We start from the raw sequence: 21,268 nt of genomic DNA on the forward strand, positions 1-21,268 counted from the left end.
AGGCCGGACGCAGAGAAATACGTCTTCCGTGGGTAACAGAGGTGTGTCGGCGGGCGCTTTCTTTTATCATAGCGGGCCATCTTTCCGTTGGAGAAAAGCATGACGACATTCGATACGTTGTTTAAACAGGGCAAAGAGAGTGAAGCCTTTATCAGCACCGGCACGCCGGAGCAGATCGCCGATCTGCGTCGCTGGCAGGCGCTGCTGGAGAGCCAGACCGGGGCGGTAGAAAACGCCCTTGCGTCGGCGCGCCAGCTTACAGGCCATTTTCGCCTGCTGGTGGCGGCGGAGATGTGGTGTCCCGATTGCCATCGCAATATCCCGCCGCTGGCGTTGCTCTGTCAGCGGCTGCCCAACGTGGAGATGGCGATTATCACCCGCGACGAGGCGCAGCCCTTTACCGAACTGCTGCACGTCGACAAGGTGAAGATTCCGTTTGCCGTGGTACTGGATGCGCGTTCGACGCCGCTGGGAACCTTTATTGAACGTCCGGCGTCGGTAGTGAACGGCGACGAAACGCAGCTGGAGGCTTACCGTCGCGGCGATCTGCTGGCGGAGACCATCAGCGACATTACCGCTATCCTCGCCGGTCATTGAGGATGGCAGCAGGGCGTGCCGGCTGCGCCGCCGCGCCTCACTCTTTACGCACCTGATCAAAGTAGAGCAGGCTAACGCCAATGCTCTGCTGCGCGCCACGCAGCGTCTGGCGCAGCGCCACCTGCTGCGCGCCCTGCAGCATCACCACAAACGGCGAGTTCTGCTGAACCCTGGTTTGCAGCTGCTGATAGAGCGCCCGACGTGTCTCCACATGGTTTTCTGCCGCCGCTGCGCGCGTGATGGCGCTCAGCTGCGGAATATCCCAGCCCACGCGCCACGCCAGCGTTTTACCGCCACCCGGCACGTTGGAGGCGAAGGCGCTGGCGTTGGTGTTAGGATCGACATAGTCCGCGCCCCAGTAACTGAAGATGGACTGAAACTGACGGCCGCGCATTTTGCTCCACAGCTCCGATTCCGGCACCGGCTGCAGATCGATGTGCAGATCCGCTTTGGCGAAGCTCGCCTGCAGCGCCTGCGCCACGTCGATATAGGGCGGCTGGTTAACCACCGTCAGCGAAAAGCGCGTACCGGGTTGAATGCCCGCCTGGCGCAGGATCGCCTGCGCTTTTTTCAGGTCATAGTGCCAGGGTGTGGTCTCCAGCGCGCCGTCAAACCCCCGCGGCAGAATGCTCTGATGCACCTGGTACTGCCCCTTTAGCAGCTGCCGCGCCAGCGCATCGTAATCCACCAGCCAGCGCGCCGCCTGCCACAGACCCGGGTTGCCGAGCGCAGGCTGCTGCTTATCCTGCGTATTGAAACCGAGGTAGTAGATCAGGCTGGAGGGAAAAGAGGCGATACGTACGCCGGGGGCATTTTGCAGCGCGGCGATCTGATCGGCGCCGAGCTGATAGGCGACATCGACATCGCCCTGCTGGATCAGCAGGCGGCGCGATCCGGCGTCGGCGACGTTTTTCAGCAGTACGCGCTTCAGCGCGGGCTGCGGGCTGGCCCAGCGGCTGCGCTCCAGCACCAGCGCCTGCTGTGGCGCATACTGGCTAATCACAAAGGCGCCGCTGCCTGCTGAATGGCTGCGCAGCCAGCCGTTGCCGCTGTCGTCGCCCTGAGCGTGCTGAAGCGCCAGTTTGCTGTCCACGATGGAGCCGACCGGCGCGGTCAGCAGCCGCAGCGCCAGATCGCTGCCGACCGAAGAGGGCCAGCGCATTTCCAGCCGATGCGCATCCAGTTTGCTGAACTGGGTGTCGATATTCTCCGGCGTCCAGCCGAACTCCGCCAGAATAAAGGCCGGCGCCTTATTCAGCTTCACCGCGCGCGTCAGCGAAAAAATCACATCTTCCGGCGTCACCGGGTTGCCGCTGGCGAAGCGGGCGTCGGGGCGCAGGGTAAACACCAGGCTGCGCGGCGTGCTGCCGGGCTGCCAGTTGCTCGCCAGCAGCGGCGCCAGCTTTTGCGGCGTCTGCCGATCCGCCTCCACCAGCGTCTGGTAAACGTTGCGCAGGTTACCATTGCTCACGGTTTCGAAGCTTTCCGCCGGGTCGAGGCTGATAATGCCGTCCAGCGGGAGGGCGACCACCAGCGTATCGTGCGGCGTTTGTGCCAGCGCCGCCGGCATGGCGGCCAGCAACGCAAGCGTTAACAGCAGTTTTTTCATCGTTATGATCCTGAGTGAGGGATGAGCCCACTCTAGCCGCCCGCCGCGCCGGACAAAATGCCGGTTTGTTCTGAGCTTTGCCGCTTTTGCGCCGTTGCGCTTTCCGCCGCCAGGAATACATGGCATCACCCGTACCATCTTGCAGGGCAGTGGCGTCGCCAACGCGGCCAGAACGCGTAACTGTCTGAAAAGTAACCGTGGCATGATGTGGAAAGTCTTACGCTCAACGGTTTTGCTACACTCTCTGCTGGATCTCCTAACGCAATCTGAGGTGAATAGTGAAAATTAAGAGTTACGCAGCGATGGAAGCCGGTCAGGCGCTGACTTTATACGAATATGAAGCGGAATCGCTGAGCGCCGAAGATGTGGAAGTCGAGGTGGAATATTGCGGCGTTTGCCACTCCGACCTGTCGATGATCGATAACGAATGGGGCGTATCGCAATATCCGGTGATCGCCGGCCATGAAGTGATCGGGCGCGTTTCCGCGCTGGGCGACGCGGCCAAAAACAAAGGCCTCGCTATCGGGCAACGCGTGGGCATCGGCTGGACCGCCAAAAGCTGCGAACATTGCGACGCCTGCATCAATGGCGACCAGGTCAACTGTCTGAACGGCAGCGTGCCAACCATCGCCAACAAAGGCGGCTTCGCCGAGAAGCTGCGCGCTAACTGGCAGTGGGTGATCCCGCTGCCGGAAAAACTGGATCCGGCCACGGCGGGCCCGCTGCTGTGCGGTGGCATCACCGTGTTCAAACCGCTGCTGATGCATAACATCACCGCCACCAGCCGCGTCGGCGTGATCGGCATCGGCGGACTGGGTCATATCGCGATTAAAATTCTGCACGCCATGGGCGCAGAAGTGACCGCCTTTAGTTCCTCGCCGGCCAAGAAACAGTCGATTCTGGATATGGGTGCGGATCATGTGGTGAACAGCCGCGACCCGGAAGCGCTGAAGCAGCTGGCGGGGCAGTTCGATCTGATCCTCAGCACCGTGGCGGTCGATCTCGACTGGCAGCCGTACTTCGCGGCGCTGGCGCCGCGCGGCAACTTCCACACCGTCGGCGCGGTGATGAAGCCGTTTGAAGTTTCCGCCTTTAGCCTGATCCTCGGTGACCGCGCGGTTACCGGTTCCTCTACCGGTTCGCCGGGCCAGCTGCGCTCGCTGCTGCGCCTCGCTTCGCGCGCCGATATCGCGCCGAAAGTGGAATACTTCCCGATGTCAAAAATCAACGAGGCGCTGGACCACGTGCGCGCCGGTAAAGCCAACTATCGCGTGGTGCTGAAAGCGGATTTCTAATCCGTCGCAGCAGGCGATAACCGGGCGACAAAGCGGCGATCATCGCCGCTTTTTTTATGCCTTATGCGTCGGGGCTGACCTGCCAGCGTTGCTGCGCCTGGCGCGCGCGCTGGCGGCGCAGCTTCAGCCGCCAGAAGATAGCCAGCAGCACAAACCAGATCGGCATGGCGCACAGCGCGGTCAGCGTATCGTGATCGAAAACCATAATCACCAGCGAAAAGAGGAAAAACAGCAGGCTCAGCCAGCTCATCACCACGCCGCCCGGCATCTTAAACACCGAGCGACGATGCAGATCGGGCCGCCGTTTGCGGTAAACCAGATAGGCCACCAGGATCATGCCCCAGCTGTAGATCACCAGAATCGCCGCCAGCGTCGAGACGATGGTAAACAGGGTGATGACGTTGGGCACCAGGAACAGCAACAGCGTGCCGCTCAGCATGCAGAAGCAGGAGAAGAGCAGGCTGCGCACCGGGATCGCCGTGGCGCGGGAGAGAATGCGGAACTGGCGATGGGCATGCTTCTCCAGCGATAAGCCATACAGCATACGGGTGCTGGAATAGACGCCGCTGTTGGCGGAGGACATCGCTGAGGTGAGGGCAACAAAGTTGATCATCGCGGCGGCGGCGGGCAGGCCCGCTTTGTCAAACAGCGTTACGAACGGGCTGGTCTCAGCGGAGACGTGCGGCCAGGAGGTGACGGCGATGATCACCACCATCGACAGTACGTAGAAAATAATGATGCGCAGCGGAATGGCGCGGATGGCGCGCGGCAGAATTTTGTCCGGCGTTTTGGTCTCCGCCGTCATGGTGCCGAGCAACTCCACGCCGGTGTAGGAGAAGATCGCTATCTGAAAGCCGGCGAAAAAGCCCACCACGCCGTGCGGCATAAACACCTCCGGGTCGGTCAGGTTGCTCGTCGAGGCGCGCACGCCGTCCGGCGAAGTCCAGCCGGATGCCACCATCCAGATGCCGGTCAGAATCAGCGCCACAATGGCGATCACCTTGATAATCGCGAACCAGAACTCCGCCTCGCCGAACATCTTCACCGACAGCAGATTAAACATAAACAGCAGCGCCAGCGTAAACAGCGCCGGGATCCAGGGCGAGAGATCGGGCAGCCAGTACTGCACATAGCCGCCGCACACCACCACATCAGCGATACAGGTGACCACCCAGCTCAGCCAGTAGGACCAGCCGAGAAAAAAGCTCGCTTTCGGCCCCAGATAGTCGGAAACGAAATCGGCGAACGAGCGGTAATCCATACGGGTGAGCAGCAGTTCGCCCATGGCGCGCATCACCATATACATAAAAAATCCGACCACCACGTAGGTGATCAAAATCGAGGTGCCGGATACGGCGATGGTTTTGCCTGCGCCCATAAACAGGCCGGTGCCGATCGCGCCGCCCAGCGAAATCAGCTGGATATGCCGCTCACTCAGGCCGCGATGCAGCTGTTGCGGTGCATCAGCTGGCGCGGCGGAAGCGGCGGGGCGCAAGGGGTGTTTTACGGTCATGGCATCTCCTTTTTTGACGTCTGACCATGATGCGAATGGAGGTTTTCATCGGGCAATAGATCACCTTCCCTGATGTATTGCAGGGAACAGGCGCAGCAAAGCTGTCGAAAGCAAGGCGGACGGGCCCGATGACAGGCGATAAACAACCCATTACGGCTGATAGCAGATGCAACTCATTGAAATAACGTAACTCCTCCTGACGTTGGGCAAAATTGTCGGTGACATCCGCCCCGGATAGCTTCAATGCTGGCCGTCGGAATTTACATTGTCAACCGGTCGGAGTAACGAAAAATTAACTTTTTGATCACTTTCAAGGTTCTGAAAATTCAAGAAAAATTTTTTTATGCATAAATAGTGAATAAAAAATGCATAAAAACGGAGCGCCTATGGCGAAGCTGAAAAGTAACTAATTATTCACCTCTGTTGCGATTGCTTTACGCAAAAACAAATTTTTCCGCGTCGCCGGCAAATCCGCAGACGATAATTAATGATAAATTCATCACCGCATAGTGATATGCGGGTCATTTCCACGGTTTAACAATATAAATAACTTTGTTCAAAAAGGTTTGTTATGGAAAAGCTATCTTACGCGTCAGAAAGCGGTACATCGGCCTGGAACACCTACCTTCAGCAAATCGACCGCGTCGCCCCTTACCTGGGCGAGCTGTCGCGCTGGATCGATACGCTGCGCCATCCGAAACGCGCGCTGATCGTTGATATCCCCCTGCAGATGGACGACGGCACCATTCGCCACTTCGAAGGCTTCCGCGTTCAGCACAATCTTTCACGGGGTCCGGGTAAGGGCGGCATTCGCTACCATCCTGACGTGGACCTGAATGAAGTGATGGCCCTCTCCGCATGGATGACCATTAAATGCGCCGCCGTCAACCTGCCGTACGGCGGGGCGAAGGGCGGCATCCGCGTCGATCCTTTCTCGCTCTCCGACAGCGAGCTGGAGCGTTTGACGCGTCGCTACACCAGCGAAATCGGCCTGATCATTGGGCCGCAGCGCGATATCCCGGCGCCAGATGTCGGCACCAACGGCAAAGTGATGGCGTGGATGATGGATACCTACTCCATGAACCACGGCACCACCATCACCGGCGTGGTGACCGGCAAGCCTATCCATCTCGGCGGCTCGCTGGGACGTGAAAAAGCGACCGGCCGCGGCGTATTCGTTACCGGCCGTGAAGTGGCGGGGCGCGCCGGCATTGAGATCGAAGGGGCGAAAATCGCCGTGCAGGGCTTCGGCAACGTCGGCAGTGAAGCCGCTCGCCTGTTCGCCGAAGCGGGTGCGCGCGTGGTGGTGATTCAGGACCATACCGCCACGCTGTTTAATGCCGACGGTATCGACCTGCATGCGCTCAGCGAGTGGCAGAACAGCCACAAACAGATCGCCGGCTTCCCGGGCGCGCAGAACATCGACAGCGACGCTTTCTGGACCACCGAGATGGATATCCTGATCCCGGCGGCGCTGGAAGGGCAGATCACCCGCGAGCGCGCCGAGAAGCTAAGCTGCAAGCTGGTGCTGGAAGGCGCGAACGGCCCAACCTATCCTGACGCGGATGATATTCTGAAGGCGCGCGGCATTACCGTCGTGCCGGACGTTATCTGCAACGCCGGCGGGGTGACGGTCAGCTACTTCGAGTGGGTGCAGGATATGGCGAGCTTCTTCTGGAGCGAAGAAGAGATCAATGCGCGCATGGACAAGATCATGACCGAAGCGATGGTGCATGTCTGGGACAAAGCGGCGGAGAAAGAGTGTACGCTGCGCACCGCCGCCTACATTGTCGCCTGCGAGCGCATTCTGATGGCGCGTAAAGACCGCGGCATCTATCCGGGCTAACAAGCGACAGGCCACGCGCGCGCCCTGCGTGCGTGGCTTTTTAAGCAGTAAGGGGCGCCGTCATCAGTGATGCGAGCGACGCGCTCTGACGACACGCAGCCGCCGCGAAAAGAACACCACATCTTCACGTAGCCAGAGACGGCGCGGAAGCGGATCGTGATTCAGCGCTTCCGGCAGCGCTACCCCCTCAATGGCGCCGCGATTGCAGATCGCCCGGATTAAATCTCTCTCTTTGATGCCGGCGTAGCGGGCAAATTCAAGCGCGGTAACGTGTAGGCGGCCCATGATTTTCTCCTTAAGCCTGTTCAGGCATTCATTAATAAAATTTAGCTTAAGGACATCTTTTCTCCTTCCTGAGACGACAATATTGATCTGCGTCAGTGGAAAGGGTGATTAAATGTAAATTCCGCTAACCGTTTCGCTTGTAACCCGCCGCGCGTCAGGTGATATGCATAATCGCGCCGGGGGTTTTTAGCATCTGGAAAAGCTGTTGCTGGCTGGCGTCGGTCGCGTCGCCGCTCTCCCAGCCGTGGCGCCAGGTGAGGTGGTGGATATGGCCGAGCTGACGCCACAGGGCGATGGCGGAGGCCGCCAGCGCGCAGGTGTCGTCGCTTTGCAAACACTCCACGCTGGTATAACTCCCCTCATCCAGCGCGTTAATAAACACCTGTGTGGCCTCTGAAGGGATCACGGCGCGCAAATCGTCCAGCATATCGGCGCTGACGGGACGTGAAAGCCGCAGGATAAAGGTTGTTGTGGTCAAAATGACTCCCTGGATGCCGTAGAGGGTAAGCGGGCCGGGCCTGTAACCGCAAAAGCCGGGCCTTTTTATTGTACTACGTCAGCGAAGGGCCGGAAGAGGGTTGTGCGGGAAGGGCATGCGCGGCATCGGACCGGCCGCCGCGAAATGCCCGCCGCCACTCGGTGGGACTCACGGCGAAACGCGCCTTGAAACGCTGGCGGAAAGAAACGGGCGACTGAAAACCGACCAGCTGCGCCACCGTCTCAATGCTGTGATCGGTGGTCTCCAGCAGCTCCTGACTACGCCGCAGACGCTCCGCGTTCAGCCATTCGCCTACCGGCAGTCCGGTGGCCTTGATGAAGTGGCGGGTAAAGGTGCGGCGGCTCATATTGACCAGTTGCGCCAGCGAATCGAGAGAGTGCGGCTGTTGAAGGTGGCTGCGCAGGTAGTCCAGCAGCGCGTTGATCTTACCGTCGCGCGTACTCTCCGGCACCGGGTGTTCAATAAACTGCGCCTGGCCGCCTTCGCGATAGGGCGCAATAACCATACGCCGGGCTACGCGGTTAGCCACCCTGCTGCCGTAGTGTTCACGCACCAGGTAGAGGCAGCAATCGATGCCGGCGGCCGTGCCCGCCGATGTGATCAGCCGGTTGTCGTGGATATAGAGCGCGTTAGTATCCAGCCGGACGGCCGGGAAACGTTCTGTAAAATCGCGCTCCAGCTCCCAGTGCGTTGCCGCGCGCCGCTTATCCAGCAGCCCGGCATAGGCCAGCACATAGGTTCCCAGACACAGGCCGACCACCTGCGCGCCGCGCCGATAGGCGGCGACCAACGCGTCCAGCAGCGCTTGCGACGGTTTTTCAGCGGGATGACGCCAGTACGGCACGATAACAATATCGGCGATCTCCAGCGTCTCCAGCCCACGTTCGACGCTGACGGACATGCCGATATCAGACTGCACCACGCCGGTTTTTTCCGCGCAGATAAGCAGCTGAAACAGCGCCGGCTGCGGCATCGCCTGGCCGAAGATAATGCAGGGAACCGAGAAGTGAAACGGGCTGAAGCCGGGAGTGGCGATCACGGCGACGGCAGGCGCGGACATAAGACTTTCCTCTGGTGGCATCGCCTGATGCGCAGGCAAGGGCGCAGAAACGATCGGCCGCAGGCGCAGCTGCGGCGTAGGGTTAAAGGCGCTGACGCATGCTGTTCGGCTTGCGCCTCAGAAATGGCAGCTTTCGCCGTCTGCCGGAATGCGCAGGCTGGCCTCAAGGCCGTTTTCGCGGGCGTACTGGCGCAGCTCGTCGCGGCTCAGAATACAGTGATTCACCGCTTCCATATGCGACGCCACAATAGTCGCCTGCGGCAGCGCCTGATGGGTACGCAGTATATCCTCTTTGCCCATGATAATGGCGCCAATGTTATCAACCTGCGCAAAGCCGGCATTCACGACCACCACGTCAGGCTGCCAGGCGTTCAGGCTATCAATATAGGGCTGAACCCAGATAGTGTCGCCCGCGATATAGAGCGTTTTTTCATCCGCATGGCGGAACACCAGCCCGCAGGCGTCGCCGAGAAACGCCGCTATCTCCGGAATACTGTAGGCCTCATCGCTGCCGTGCTGGCCATCGGTTTTGATAAGCGTGATGCCGGCAACGCTATTCTGCTCCGCTAAGACACGAACATTGTTAAAACCCTGCGCACGGATCAGCCCGGCATCGGCACTATGCTGGGTGAAAATAAGCTGGTCTTTGGCGATATGCGCCGCTGCCGCCTCATCCCAGTGGTCACGATGGGTGTGGGTCACGATGACGGCATCAACATTCAGTAAGGCTTCAATCGGCAGCGGGAGCGGCACCCGCGGGTTGCGCAGGTGGGAACGCGCGGTGCCGGGAAAACCTTCCCAGGCCTCTTTGTCAGCCAGCATCGGATCGATTAAAAATTTTACGCCGGCGTAGTCGAGCAGCAGCGTGGCGTTGCGGATTTGCGTCAGTTTCATTGTTCACTCCGGTTAAAGGGGAGATGCAGGCGATGCCTGCCGGAATGAAAGCAGTATAGGGAGAGCGCAAAAAGGAGGTGAGTAGCCTGGCAGTCAAATAGCGATGGGATTGGGTCAATTGACCGCGGTTGCGGTTACAGCAGCAGCCCCGCCGCAACGGGGCTGATACGCTTATTTATCGGCGTAAGCTTCGGTAGAGATATTCAAGGTGATCTCATCGCTAACGGCCGGAATATACTGCTTTAGGCCGAAATCGGACCGTTTCACGGTGCCGGTGGCGTCAAAGCCGATCGCCTGCTTTTTCATCATCGGGTGTTCGCCCTGCTTGTTCAGGGTAGCGTGCAGGGTGACCGGTTTGGTGACGCCTTTGATGGTCAGGTCGCCCTGAACGTCATAACGCTGGTTGCCCTTGCTGATCACGCGGGTGCTGCGGAAAGTCGCCTGCGGATAGGTGCCGGTATTGAAATATTCGCCTGCTTTAAACTCTTTGTTCAGCGCGTCGACGTGGGTGTCGAGGGTGTCCATCGGCAGCGTCACTTCAACCTTCGATTTTTCCGGGCTGGCGCTGTCAAATACCAGCGTGCCGGAGGCGTTGGAAATGTCTGCGGTAGGGTGGGAGAAGCCAAAGTGCGACCAGCTCATCACTACTGACGTATGTTCCGGTTCAGCTGATAAGTCTGCGCGGCGGCATGGCCGAACTGTGCCCACAGGGCCAGGCTTAACGCCAGCGGCGCGGCGATTTTTTTCATGCTCGACATAACAACAATCCTGAAGTGACTAAAAAGGAATTTAAGTGTGGTCGCTGCGGGCCGGAACGGAAAGCAAAGATAATTGTTTTTGATTATCAAATAATTTGATGATGATGGGCTGAAGGGAAAAACAGGCCGGCCGCGATTGATACAGAAGCCGGCCTGATGATCTTAGCCGCAGGCCGGCAGAGCGTCGTCAGCGGCGGACAGTCATCACGCCCCTTTTCACGGACGCTGCCAACAGCGCAGCAACGCTGCGCCTTGCGATCGGGAAAGCCTGCACCGCCGGACGGCAACGCTGCGCCTTGCGATCGGGAAAGTCTGCGCTACCGGACGGCAACGCTGCGCCTTGCGATCGGGAAAGCCTGCGCCGCCGGGTAGCGCAGACGCGCCGGTTAGCGGCCCGGCCCGCCGCCGTGGAAGTGCCCGCCGCCACCGCCGCCAGGCCCGCCACCACCAGGTCCGCCGCCGCCCGGTCCGCCCCAGCCAGGCCCCCACCAGACGCAGCCGCTCAATGAGGCGGTCAGCAGTGCCGCCGTTAACACCATAAACAGTTTTTTCATCACGCTCCTCCAGCAAGAGGCGGCGATTCTAAGATAAAACCGTGCGCGCTGAACCAGGCGCCGGGCGGATTTTCGCTTTCCTGACATTTCGCTGCGCTTTTCCTGCGGCAGCGGCGCAGGGAAGGGGGCGGCATGGAAAAAGCGCAGCTGGCAAAAGGCCAGTGAGAGCTTCACGCGCGGCGCGCGGTCCGCCAGCGATTTTCACTTTTGCTATATTTAAAGAAACCACAGGAGGGAAAAATGGATCTGAATATCGAGAAACATCAAATGGCTGACGGCAGTTACGAGTATCGGGCCAGCTGTGAGCAGCCTGGCTACCGCTTTGCGCTGATCGGAAAAGGAAGTACCGCCACCGAAGCGGATGAAAACCTGCGCCGTAACGTCAAAGAGATGCAAAATCGTCTTGATGAGATTGTGCAGATCAGCAAGGTCTCCGCCTGAGCGGAGACCCGATTTTAGCGCCTGGCCTTATGCCTGGCCCTTGTTGGCGGAAAGCTGCTGCAGCACGCTGAGCTGCTCTACCGCCTCCTGCATGGCGTCCATCCCTTCCGTCAGCGTACGCAGACGGCTCAGGTTATCCGCAATGCTCTGGCGCTGCTGGCTGTTTTTGCTGCCCATCGCCGCAATCGCATCGGCAGCGTCAATGCTGCGCTGCGCCATGCTGGTTGCGGTTTCCACCGTATGCGCCGCAACGGCGCGGATGCGTGAAATGGTGTCTACCGCTTCGCCGATATTTTTCGATGTGGCATCCGCCTGCTCTTTAGAGGATTGCGCCAGCCGGCGCACTTCGCCCGCAACTACCGCAAAGCCGCGTCCCGCCTCGCCGGCGCGCGCCGCCTCCACCGCCGCGTTCAGCGACAGCAGGTTGGTCTGGAAGGCGATATCGCCGATGCCGCTGGTGATTTTGGTGATGCCTGATGAAATCTGCTCCAGCTCGTCCAGCCCCTGACCCAGGCGATGCTGCGCCTGCTGGCTCTGCAGCGCGATATCGCTGATGGAGCGGATGCTGCTTTCAGCCAGCCCCAGCGTCTCGTTCTGGCTGGTGGTGGCGCTCTCCAGCAGCGGCAGCGCTTTCATCAGCGGCGCCAGCTCCTGCTGATAGTCAACCACCTGGTTCAGCACCTTCGACTGAATGCTGTTCAGCGCTTCCCAGCGGCGCAGCGAGCGTTGCGCGTAGTGGCTGGCGTAGGCGGCGTACTCCACCGGAAACTGCGTCATCGCCTGGGTATCGTGGTTGAAAAACACCAGCGCCGATAGCGTCTGGTTAATCGGCACGCCTAAAATCTCGCCGAAGCTGGAGAAGCCCGCCGCCGGCAGCCCTTTAAAGAAGTGAGCGTCATCCAGCTGGCCGGCGTTGCCGACGCGGCGCAGCACGCAGTCGTTCATCAGGATGGCGGCCGGTTTGCCGCGCGCGGCGATAAATTTCTGCCAGTCGTGGCGCGTGGCGGCTTTAAAATCGGTCTCTTCCAGCAGGTAAAGACGATCGCCGAACTCCAGGTCGCAGAAAAAGTGAATCTTCTCTTCGCCGATTTTGGCGATGGAGCGAATAAAGTATTCGTTATTAACCTTAACGGCGAAGGTCAGCCCCTTTAGCCGCTCCGTCAACTGCTGCGGCGAGCATTTCAGATACTGCGCCAGCGCCTGCTGGAAATTTTGCTGGCCGCCCTGCGCATCGAATACTGAGGTAACGGTGCGCGCCAGCGGATCCGCTTCGGCGATCAGCCAGCTCTTATCCAGCGGGTTAAAGTTCTGGCTCTTAAACGGCGCGAATGATTTGCCCTCTGCCATGCGACAGAACAGGATCACCCCTTTGCCCTGCAGCGTCTGGCCGTTCACGCCGATCCAGGTGCCGTCGAAATCGAGCGTGCCGCCCGCGGCGCCGCCGGTCGCCAGGCAGGGGAAGCGGCCGGAGTTATACCAGGCCTGCATCATAAAGCCTTCCGAGGCGGAGAGGCCGTCGCAGTAGATCATGGCGAAAGTGCGGTCGGCCGACAGCGGCATGCGCACCGGCAGTTGGTTTAGCTCGCGCTGGATCGCCGCAATACGCTGCGGCGCAGTATGAGTGTCACGCACGTGCAGATCGACAATCTGCACCTCATGCTGGGCGATCAGGCTGTTCGGCAGCCACATCCAGCTGCCTTCCTGACTGGCGCCGTCGCAGTAGGTGCTGCGCGCGCCGCCGCTGCACAGCGCACCGTTAGAAGAAAGCACCAGCACGGTGCGCTGCGGCGTGGCAAAGCGCTGCCACGCCTGATTCACCTGCTGGAAATCGGCGTAGGGTGGGACAAAGACCATCAGGATGCCGGCGCCCCGGCTGCTCAGCCCGACGGCGGAGAGTGTTGTCGGCAGATTGCGTGCGTCATACAGACCGGTCGCTACAGGGGAGCCGCGTCCGGTAAGACCACGAAGAGAATTCATTAATGACATAAGGGAAAAAAGAACCTTTTTATAATGGTGCGGTTTTATTACTGCGTTAACGCAGCAAATCCTGGTGTAATAAAAAATATTCGACGCCGTTTATTTTGCGCCGGTCACTGTCAGCCGCTGGCACAATAATAAAGTAAAGCATTGGCGTGGGTAAAAGTGTTCTTTTATCGGTCGCGGCGTAAAAATATTTAGGCCGCAGCCCAAGAAAAGCGGGTTCCCACAGGCAGATCAAGGGCTTGATAAGCGACTATTTAACAAATTTAACCGCACCATAATAATATTCCCAACCTGATGGCGCGCCATGAAATAATAGCCGGAATAAAATAAAGGGAAATAAAATTACGCCTGTTAATCCAATCGTTATCGCCGATGAATTTAATTTGAGATAGGGCGAGGTAATTTGATTTAACGCTTAAGGTTAAACAGATTTCGCTGATGCTGGCTTTATTTTTTCCGATAGTAAAGAACGACGGCGAGAAAACCGTTTTCAGTCCGGAACCTGCAAAAGGCCGAAGGGATATGCTGTTTCCTGTCAGGATGAGTAGGCAATGCTGGCTTTTCGGGATATGTTTCTGTCGGAGAATTTCCCTTGGCTACAAATACAATTCGCAAATCCTGGTTTGATACCGACGCGCAGGCGACAACCAGCTTAACGTCCAGCAGCGGGTACGCTTCGGTGCCGACTGAGCATTACAGCGCCAGTCAGGCGGCCGTTCAGCTGACCCGCAGCGGACTTACCTGGAACGGCTATCAGGTTTACAACAAGCCTGTCGCGCTGACCTTCAGCTTTCTCGACAGCAGCACTGCCGCTTCGCCGCGCGGCGATAAAGGCATCGTCGCCTTTAACAGCGAACAGCAGGCTGCGGCGATGCAATCGCTACAGTCCTGGTCCGATCTGGCTAATATTAAATTCACCCAGGTCGCCTCGGGCGGACGGCTGACGTTTGCCAACTACACCCAGTTTTCCAATGGCCAGCCGGCCAACGATCAGGCCTACGCTTACCTGCCCAGCGCCAGCAAGGCAGGGGGTCGATGTGGTTTGATTACAACATCAACAATATCCGCGCGCCCGATAAATTTGAGTATGGCCGCCAGACCCTGACCCACGAGCTGGGCCACGCGTTGGGGCTGAGCCATCCCGGCGACTACAACAGCGGCACCGGCGTTATCTCCTACAGCGCCAGCGCCAGCTACGTAGAAGATTCACGGCAGTATTCGCTGATGAGCTACTGGAGCGAAACCAACACCGGTGCCAGTTTCAACGGCCACTATGCGGTGGCGCCGCTGCTGCATGATATCGCCGCCATTCAGCGCCTCTACGGCGCCAATATGACGACGCGCACCGGCAACACTGTTTACGGCTTCGATTCCAACAGCGGCCGCGATTACTACAGCGCCAGCAGCAGCAGTGACGTGCTGATTTTCTCGGTCTGGGATGCGGGCGGCAACGATACGCTTAACTTTTCCGGCTATAGCCAGGATCAGCTGATTAACCTTAACGCGCAGACGTTCTCCAACGTCGGCGGGCTGATCGGCAACGTCTCTATTGCCCTCGGCGCAGTGATTGAGAATGCCATCGCCGGAGCGGGTAACGATTCGGTGATCGGCAACGCCGTTGCCAATATCCTGCGTGGTAATGCCGGCAGCGATCGCCTTTACGGCAACGACAGCAACGACACGCTGTATGGCGACGACGGCAACGATCTGCTTTACGGCGGCAACGGCGATGACCTGCTGGCCGGCGGCACCGGCATCGATACGCTGAACGGCGACAGCGGCAACGATCGCCTTTACGGCGGCGAAGGCGACGATCTGCTCAACGGCGGCATCGGCAACGATACGCTTTACGGCGAGAACGGCAACGACCGCCTTTACGGCGGCGAGGGTGACGATCTGCTCTACGGCGGCAACGGTAACGATCTGCTTTACGGTGAGAACGGCAATGACCGTCTTTACGGCGGCGAGGGCGACGATCTGCTTTCCGGCGGCAACGGCAACGATACGCTCTACGGTGACAACGGCAACGACCGGCTCTGGGGTGCCGAAGGGGCGGACACGCTCTACGGCGGCATCGGCAACGATACGCTGTACGGCGATAATGGTAACGACCGGCTGTACGGCGGCGAAGGCATCGATCTGCTTTACGGCGGCAACGGCAATGACACGCTCTCTGGTGATAACGGCAACGACCGCCTTTATGGCGGCGAAAACGACGATCTGCTTTACGGCGGCAATGGTAACGATACGCTCTACGGCGAGAACGGCAATGATCGTCTCTGGGGCGGCGAAGGGGCCGACACCCTCTACGGCGGCAACGGTAACGATATCCTGTATGGCGAAAACGGCAATGACCGCCTGGAGGGCGGGGCGGGAGCCGACAGGCTGTATGGCGGCGGCGGCGCGGATAAGCTCTACGGCGGCGACGGCAACGATCTGTTTATCTTTACGCGCGCCAGCGATTCGCTGCCTGCGCTGCGGGATCTGATTGGCGACTTCACCAGCGGACGCGATAAGATCGATCTCTCGGCGCTCGACAGCGCGGCGCATCCGCTGCACTTCGCCGCGAAGTTTTCCGGCAAGCTGGGGGAAATGCAGATGACCTGGGATATCAACACGCATCTGACCCATCTCAGCCTTAACCTGACGGGGGACAGCCGCCCGGATATGACCATCGATATCGCCGCACATCCTAATATGCACCTTGATTTCATTGTATAAATAAACGGCGGGAGAGGTTGCCGCTCAGGCTGAATCGGCTCCTCTCTGCTACGCTTACAGGGAGCGTAAGATTTTCAACGAAAAACGGAGGTTGCATGGGTCTGTTAAGCTTTGTGAAAGACGCAGGGGAGAAACTGTGGGACGCGGTGACGCACAACACGGAACAGCAGGACGCTAAAATCAAAGAGCATTTACAGAAAACCGGCGTGCCGGACGCGGATAAAGTGCAGGTTGCGGTGAAAGATGGCAACGCCACCGTCACCGGCGAAGGGCTGAGCCAGGAAGCGAAAGAGAAGATCCTGGTGGCGGTGGGTAACATCGCCGGCATCAGCGGCGTTGACGACAAAGTTGCCGTGGCGCAGCCGGCGGCGGAAAGCCGTTTCTATACCGTGAAGAAAGGCGACACGCTGAGCGCGATTTCTAAAGAGGTGTACGGCAATCCCAACGAGTACAACAAAATCTTTGAAGCGAACAAACCGATGCTGAGCAGCCCCGACAAGATCTATCCGGGACAGACGCTGCGCATCCCGCAGTAAGATTTCAGGCCCGCCGTCCGGCGGGCTTTTTTTATCCGTTACTGGCCTGTCCGTTACCCCTTTTTTTCAGGCTCTGACCTGCTGCCTGTTATTTTTTATTTCAGCTTCGTTGCCGTTTGCTGTTTCCTGCTTCCTGCTTCCTGCTTCCTGCTTCCTGCTTCCTGCTTCCTGCTTACCACTTACCGCTTACCGCTTACCGCTTACCGCTTACCGATCCGCACCTTTTTGCCCGCTATTTTCTACCTGGCAACGCCATTGCAACGCATTAGTCACACCTTTTTCATGGTTATTTCGATAAACAGATTCGATTGTTAGCATTAATAAAAAGCGTATAGTAAGGTGCGTAATCGGAGGGTTAGCGCAATGTTAAGAGATCACTTAGAAATTCATGAAAGCGACACGCTGGAACGCGTGGAAGAGATTCGTCTGAAAAACCGTGGCCAGGAGGCGATCACCAAATGGTCCATCAAAGGGCCGGACGGCGATCTGAAAGGGCTGGTCACGCTGTTTGATAAGTTTTGCACCCGCCGCTCCTGGCCGGTCAACTACCGTATCACCCAGCACGACAGCAGCGGCAAAGTCGTGGTCGATAAGCTGACCGACAGCCTGTAACGATCAGCGCTTATGCGGCGCGGAAACACGAAAGGGGACCTTCAGTCCCCTTTTTTATGGGCGGACGTCAGGCGGCCTCAGGGCGCAAATACCGCGCGCAGGCAGCCATCTTCCTTATGCTTGAACATCTCGTAGCCTCTCGGCGCCTCTTCCAGCGAAAAGCGATGCGTCGCCATAAAGGCGGGATTGAGTTCACCTTTCGCCACGTGATCGAGCAGGCGATGCATATAGCGCTGGCCGTGCTGCTGGGCAGTGCGGATGGTCAGGCTTTTATTGATCATCAGCCCCAGCGGAAACTTATCCATCACGCCATAGACGCCGAGAATGGAGATATTGCCGCCTTTGCGGCAGGAGTAAAGCGCCTGGCGCAGCGCCGCGCCGACGTCGGTCTCCAGATGCAGCAGCTGCTTGGTGCGATCGTATACCTGGCTCAGCCCTTCGCCGCGCGCCTCCATGCCGACCGCATCGATGCAGCTGTCGGGGCCACGGCCGCCGGTCAGCTCCAGCAACGCTTCATGCACATCCGCTTTGCTGTAGTCGAGGGTAATGGCACCCGCATGTTCGCGCGCCATCGCCAGACGTTCCGGGAAGCGGTCGATGGCGATCACCTGATGCGCGCCCATCAGCCAGGCGCTCTGCATTGCCATCAGGCCAACGCCGCCACAGCCCCAGACCGCCACGGTATCGCCGGGATGGATATTGCAGAAATCCGCGCCCATATAGCCGGTCGGCGCGGCGTCGGAGAGAAACAGCGCCTGTTCGTCGCTGACATCATCCGGCACCACAAAGCAGTCGTTATCGGCAAAGGGCACGCGCACATATTCGGCGTGCGAACCGGCGTAGCCGCCGAAGGCGTGGCTGTAAGCGTAGATACCGCCGGTGGCGTGGCCTAATACCGGTTCGCCCTGTTCCCAGTGCGGGTTGGTGTTGTCGCAGCAGGAGGGCAGCTCGTGCTGACAGTACCAGCAGGAGCCGCAGGAGATAAAGGAGGGCACCACCACGCGATCGCCGCGTTTGATGTTTTTCACCGCGCTGCCGATCTCTACCACTTCGCCCATAAATTCATGGCCGAGAATATCGCCTTCGCGCATGGTCGGGATCAGCCCGTCGATCACGTGCAGGTCGGAACCGCAGGTCGTGGTTAAGCGAACTTTAATAATGGCGTCGTGCGGATTGATCGGCACGGGATCCGCCACCGTCTCCACGCGTAGATCGTTAACGCCGTTCCAGCATAGTGCGCGCATTACGCCTCCTCATCTTTGCGGCTGTCGTGACGGCCAGCGGGCTGTCCATCCAGGGTGGGAATTTCGCCGGTTTCGGCCAGGCTTTTAAAACGGTGCAACGCCTTGCTGAGCTGCTCTTTAGGGAACAAATCAAGCAGCGAGGCGACCTTTTTACCAATTTTGCCGCCTGGCGGATTGAAGCGCAGCGTCAGCGTCAGCTCGGTGCCCCATTCGCCCGGTGCCGGGCGGAACTGCAGCATGCCTTCATTCGGCACGTCGGCACCCTCCAGCGATTCCCAGGCGATAACCACGCCAGGCTGCTGCCCGACGATGCGGCTGCGCCAGTGATAGCCTTTTTTCAACGGTCCCTGAACGTGCCATTCGGCATCGGTGTCGTTTAGCACGGTAATGGTGGCGAAATGCGCCATGATCTGCGGCAGCGTGGCGGGATCGAGCCACAGCGCGTAGAGTCGATCCGCCGGCTGGCCCACGGTGATCCAGCGGCGCAGCATAATTTCATGCGTTTCATGGGCGCCAGTCGTTTGCGCTTTCTTACTCACAAGACCTCCGGTAGTGAACAACGGTGGTGATGCAGTCTGCGAAGGGGAGTAACAGCCTGCGTTACCCAACGTAAAACGCCCCGACGCCGGCACGCGGCGAAGGGGCGCAGATCAGAAGAGATGGAAGTGATGCCGCAGGCTGAAAAAGCTCCAGTAGATCACCGAGGCGATCAGGTATGCCCAGCAGCCCCAGTAGGCTACCGGCTCGCGTCGGTGCTTCTCTTTCGGCAAATTGATAAATAAATAGAGCGCGGCGGCAATCAGCGCAATAAAGTAAAATATCTTCAACTTATTCTCCTTTTTTCCTTGGCCTGTCAGAACATAGCGTTGTAAAAGCTATAGCACAGAAGGGCAAATAAGGAGAACAAACCGGCGGAATTGACCGCCCACCGGTCAGGAGAGGTAATGGTTTCGCTGGCGCAGCCACTTCTCCAGCGCCGCCGCTTTCATCGGCGCGGCGCAGTAAAAACCCTGTACCTCATCGCAGCCCAGCTGACGCAGCAGTTCAAAGGTGCTTTCATCCTCGACGCCCTCCGCCAGCACCACGTAATCAAGATCCTTCAGCATGATAATCACGTTGCGCACGATAATGTCGCTGGCCGTGTCATGCTGAAGGCGGCTGATTAACGAGCGATCCAGCTTGATGATATCGATAGGAATGCGGCGCAGGTAGCTGATGTTGCTGTAGCCGGAGCCAAAATCATCCAGCGAAATCTTAAAGCCGCGCAGCTTCAGCATATCGAAGCCGTGCAGCGCGTCGGGGCTGGCGTGGATCTCTTCTGTCTCCAGGCATTCGATGCCGAGATACTCCGTTGTCAGGCCGCAGCGTAGCAGGCGTTCCTCCTGGCGATCGGCGAAGCCGGGACGGCAGATGTCGGAGACGCTGACGTTGACCGACACCGGCAGATGGATCCCTTTTTCTGCCCAGCGCTGCAGCTGCCGGATGGTGCGGTCGATCACCCAGTCGGTTAGCTCCGCCATCAGGCTGGTGCCGACGGCGAGCGGGATAAAGCGGCCCGGCGGAATTTCACCTTCTACCGGGTGTTTCCAGCGCAGCAGCGCCTCCAGCCCGACCGGCTTGCCGCTGTGCAGGCAGACCTTCGGCTGAAACACCAGGTAGAGACCATAGCGCCCGCGTACCGCGCGCGCCAGATCGTTCAGCAGCTGAAACTCCTGGCTGCGCTGGCTGTCGCGTTCGCTGTCGAACGCCTGATAGGGTCGCTGGCGCGCGATCGCCTCGTGCAGCGCGCTTAACGCGCGACGCACCGCCTCACGCGGCGGTAGCGCATGGGGCACAAACTGCACCTCGCCGACGCGCACCTGCAGATCGATGGTGATGGTGTCGCTCAGCCGCGCGTTGATGCCGCGTAGCTTTTCGCTGCAGGTCTGGGCGTTAAGATCGTCGTCGCCGCGCGCCAGCAGCGCGAAGCGGCCGTTGCTGATGGTATAGAGCATCGGCTCGCTGATGCCGCTCAGCCGCTGATGCAGCACCTGGGTCAGTTCACGCAGCAACCCCTCCGAGGCGGCCATACCGAGCGAGCGCGCCACCTCGAAAATATGCTGGGTGTCGATGCAGTCAATCATCAGCAGCCGATAAGCCTGATGCGGAAGCGTATCGGCGCTCAGCTCCAGGTCACGCATCAGCCGCTGGCGATTAGGCAAGCCGGTCACGGTATCGAGATAGCCGTTGGCGTACCAGGCGTCCAGAAAGGCGGCGGTCAGGCGCGCCAGCGTGGTCAGCGTCGCCTGCTGCTGCTCGCTGAAGGGGTGCGGCTGGGTATCGGTCACGCAGAGCGTGCCGATAATATAATCTTCACCCGACACCAGCGGTACGCCGGCGTAAAAGCGAATAAAGGGCGCGCCCTGCGTCAGTGGATGTTCGCTGAAGCGCGGATCCTGATGGGTATCGTGGCAGATCAGAATGTTCTCGCACTGTACCGTATGGCGGCAAAACGCCTGCTGCAGCGTCGTCTCCGCCAGCGTAAAGTGCTGCGCCGCTTTAATGTACTGCCGCTCCTCATCAAGGATCGAGACGAAGCAGCTGGGAATGCCCAGCAGCTGGCTGGTCAGCAGCGTAAACTGGCTAAGGATCTCATCGCGGCAGCGGTCGTTTTTCTTTAACAGATCCAGCGCTGCCCGCCGCTTACTGTGTTGTTGTGTTATTTGGGTAAGCATAGTTTTCCGCCTGGCGTCGGAACAAAATTAAAGAAGGAGTGATTCTACCCAGCGAGTTATCGGCCTGCCGGGTCTTTGCTTTAATTTTACTTTCCGCGCGGTTTTTC

Annotated in this window: 19 protein-coding genes and 2 pseudogenes; 8 read left to right on the forward strand and 13 right to left on the reverse strand. The window is 59.1% G+C overall.

Annotated features, from left to right (window positions below; translation table 11 throughout):
• Window positions 1-99 precede the first annotated feature (99 nt).
• Window positions 100-597 (forward strand): thioredoxin family protein, encoded by a 498-nt coding sequence (locus C2E15_RS08980; RefSeq protein WP_104957061.1) that lies wholly within the window; start codon window positions 100-102, stop codon window positions 595-597.
• 37 nt (window positions 598-634) lie between these two features.
• Here the strand turns inward: C2E15_RS08980 and C2E15_RS08985 are convergent, their stop codons facing one another.
• Window positions 635-2,206: an ABC transporter substrate-binding protein gene (locus C2E15_RS08985; protein ID WP_104957062.1), complete on the reverse strand. Its 1,572-nt coding sequence runs from the start codon at window positions 2,204-2,206 to the stop codon at window positions 635-637.
• A gap of 275 nt (window positions 2,207-2,481) precedes the next feature.
• Here C2E15_RS08985 and ahr point away from each other — a divergent pair, with 275 nt between their 5' ends.
• A complete protein-coding gene (ahr, locus tag C2E15_RS08990; RefSeq protein ID WP_167391914.1) occupies window positions 2,482-3,501 on the forward strand; it encodes an NADPH-dependent aldehyde reductase Ahr in 1,020 nt (339 codons plus the stop codon).
• A gap of 61 nt (window positions 3,502-3,562) precedes the next feature.
• Here the strand turns inward: ahr and C2E15_RS08995 are convergent, their stop codons facing one another.
• Window positions 3,563-5,014 (reverse strand): amino acid permease, encoded by a 1,452-nt coding sequence (locus tag C2E15_RS08995; RefSeq protein WP_104957064.1) that lies wholly within the window; start codon window positions 5,012-5,014, stop codon window positions 3,563-3,565.
• A gap of 571 nt (window positions 5,015-5,585) precedes the next feature.
• Here C2E15_RS08995 and C2E15_RS09000 point away from each other — a divergent pair.
• A complete protein-coding gene (locus C2E15_RS09000; protein ID WP_104957065.1) occupies window positions 5,586-6,860 on the forward strand; it encodes a Glu/Leu/Phe/Val family dehydrogenase in 1,275 nt (424 codons plus the stop codon).
• Between the two features lie 63 nt (window positions 6,861-6,923).
• Here the strand turns inward: C2E15_RS09000 and C2E15_RS09005 are convergent, their stop codons facing one another.
• From C2E15_RS09005 to C2E15_RS21655, 6 genes and pseudogenes are all read right to left on the reverse strand, one after another.
• Window positions 6,924-7,145 (reverse strand): hypothetical protein, encoded by a 222-nt coding sequence (locus C2E15_RS09005; RefSeq protein ID WP_104957066.1) that lies wholly within the window; start codon window positions 7,143-7,145, stop codon window positions 6,924-6,926.
• Window positions 7,146-7,299: 154 nt separating this feature from the next.
• Window positions 7,300-7,623, reverse strand: coding sequence for a hypothetical protein (locus tag C2E15_RS09010; RefSeq protein ID WP_425438033.1), 324 nt, complete (start codon window positions 7,621-7,623; stop codon window positions 7,300-7,302).
• Window positions 7,624-7,696: 73 nt separating this feature from the next.
• Window positions 7,697-8,704 carry a GlxA family transcriptional regulator gene (locus C2E15_RS09015; RefSeq protein ID WP_104957067.1) on the reverse strand — a complete coding sequence of 336 codons (1,008 nt, stop codon included), beginning with the start codon at window positions 8,702-8,704 and terminating at the stop codon, window positions 7,697-7,699.
• 117 nt (window positions 8,705-8,821) lie between these two features.
• The gene (locus tag C2E15_RS09020) at window positions 8,822-9,598 is read right to left on the reverse strand and encodes an MBL fold metallo-hydrolase (protein WP_104957068.1); all 777 of its coding nucleotides are present in this window, start codon (window positions 9,596-9,598) and stop codon (window positions 8,822-8,824) included.
• A gap of 171 nt (window positions 9,599-9,769) precedes the next feature.
• Window positions 9,770-10,356, reverse strand: a pseudogene (locus C2E15_RS09025) (YceI family protein).
• A 386-nt stretch (window positions 10,357-10,742) separates the two neighbouring features.
• Window positions 10,743-10,910 (reverse strand): hypothetical protein, encoded by a 168-nt coding sequence (locus C2E15_RS21655; protein ID WP_167391850.1) that lies wholly within the window; start codon window positions 10,908-10,910, stop codon window positions 10,743-10,745.
• Between the two features lie 240 nt (window positions 10,911-11,150).
• On the opposite strand from C2E15_RS21655, the gene C2E15_RS09030 reads away from it, so the two are divergent.
• Window positions 11,151-11,351, forward strand: a complete 201-nt coding sequence (locus C2E15_RS09030) for a hypothetical protein (protein WP_104957069.1) — start codon at window positions 11,151-11,153, stop codon at window positions 11,349-11,351.
• A gap of 27 nt (window positions 11,352-11,378) precedes the next feature.
• On the opposite strand, the gene C2E15_RS09035 is transcribed toward C2E15_RS09030, so the two are convergent.
• Window positions 11,379-13,337 carry a methyl-accepting chemotaxis protein gene (locus tag C2E15_RS09035; protein ID WP_104957070.1) on the reverse strand — a complete coding sequence of 653 codons (1,959 nt, stop codon included), beginning with the start codon at window positions 13,335-13,337 and terminating at the stop codon, window positions 11,379-11,381.
• A gap of 589 nt (window positions 13,338-13,926) precedes the next feature.
• On the opposite strand from C2E15_RS09035, the gene C2E15_RS22200 reads away from it, so the two are divergent.
• The 4 genes and pseudogenes from C2E15_RS22200 to C2E15_RS09050 all read left to right on the forward strand — a co-directional run bounded on the left by C2E15_RS22200 (window position 13,927) and on the right by C2E15_RS09050 (window position 17,203).
• Window positions 13,927-14,439 carry a zinc metalloprotease gene (locus C2E15_RS22200; RefSeq protein WP_146108540.1) on the forward strand — a complete coding sequence of 171 codons (513 nt, stop codon included), beginning with the start codon at window positions 13,927-13,929 and terminating at the stop codon, window positions 14,437-14,439.
• 95 nt (window positions 14,440-14,534) lie between these two features.
• Window positions 14,535-16,055, forward strand: a pseudogene (locus C2E15_RS09040) (M10 family metallopeptidase C-terminal domain-containing protein); the annotation flags it as partial.
• Window positions 16,056-16,150: 95 nt separating this feature from the next.
• Entirely contained in the window at window positions 16,151-16,591 is a 441-nt protein-coding gene (gene lysM / locus C2E15_RS09045) for a peptidoglycan-binding protein LysM (protein WP_104957072.1), read from the forward strand.
• 363 nt (window positions 16,592-16,954) lie between these two features.
• Window positions 16,955-17,203 carry a hypothetical protein gene (locus tag C2E15_RS09050; protein WP_104957073.1) on the forward strand — a complete coding sequence of 83 codons (249 nt, stop codon included), beginning with the start codon at window positions 16,955-16,957 and terminating at the stop codon, window positions 17,201-17,203.
• 77 nt (window positions 17,204-17,280) lie between these two features.
• On the opposite strand, the gene C2E15_RS09055 is transcribed toward C2E15_RS09050, so the two are convergent.
• From C2E15_RS09055 to C2E15_RS09065, 4 genes are all read right to left on the reverse strand, one after another.
• Window positions 17,281-18,447, reverse strand: coding sequence for a zinc-dependent alcohol dehydrogenase (locus C2E15_RS09055; protein ID WP_104957074.1), 1,167 nt, complete (start codon window positions 18,445-18,447; stop codon window positions 17,281-17,283).
• Window positions 18,447-18,986 carry an SRPBCC family protein gene (locus C2E15_RS09060; protein ID WP_245912368.1) on the reverse strand — a complete coding sequence of 180 codons (540 nt, stop codon included), beginning with the start codon at window positions 18,984-18,986 and terminating at the stop codon, window positions 18,447-18,449. Before C2E15_RS09060 ends, C2E15_RS09055 begins: the two co-directional genes overlap by 1 nt.
• Before the next feature lie 111 nt (window positions 18,987-19,097).
• Window positions 19,098-19,274: a hypothetical protein gene (locus C2E15_RS21660; RefSeq protein ID WP_167391851.1), complete on the reverse strand. Its 177-nt coding sequence runs from the start codon at window positions 19,272-19,274 to the stop codon at window positions 19,098-19,100.
• A gap of 105 nt (window positions 19,275-19,379) precedes the next feature.
• Complete coding sequence (locus C2E15_RS09065) at window positions 19,380-21,161, reverse strand: sensor domain-containing phosphodiesterase (RefSeq protein WP_104957075.1); 1,782 nt, start codon at window positions 21,159-21,161, stop codon at window positions 19,380-19,382.
• Between the last annotated feature and the right edge of the window lie 107 nt (window positions 21,162-21,268).

Source organism: Mixta gaviniae, from assembly GCF_002953195.1.
Classification (GTDB): Bacteria; Pseudomonadota; Gammaproteobacteria; order Enterobacterales; family Enterobacteriaceae; genus Mixta; species Mixta gaviniae.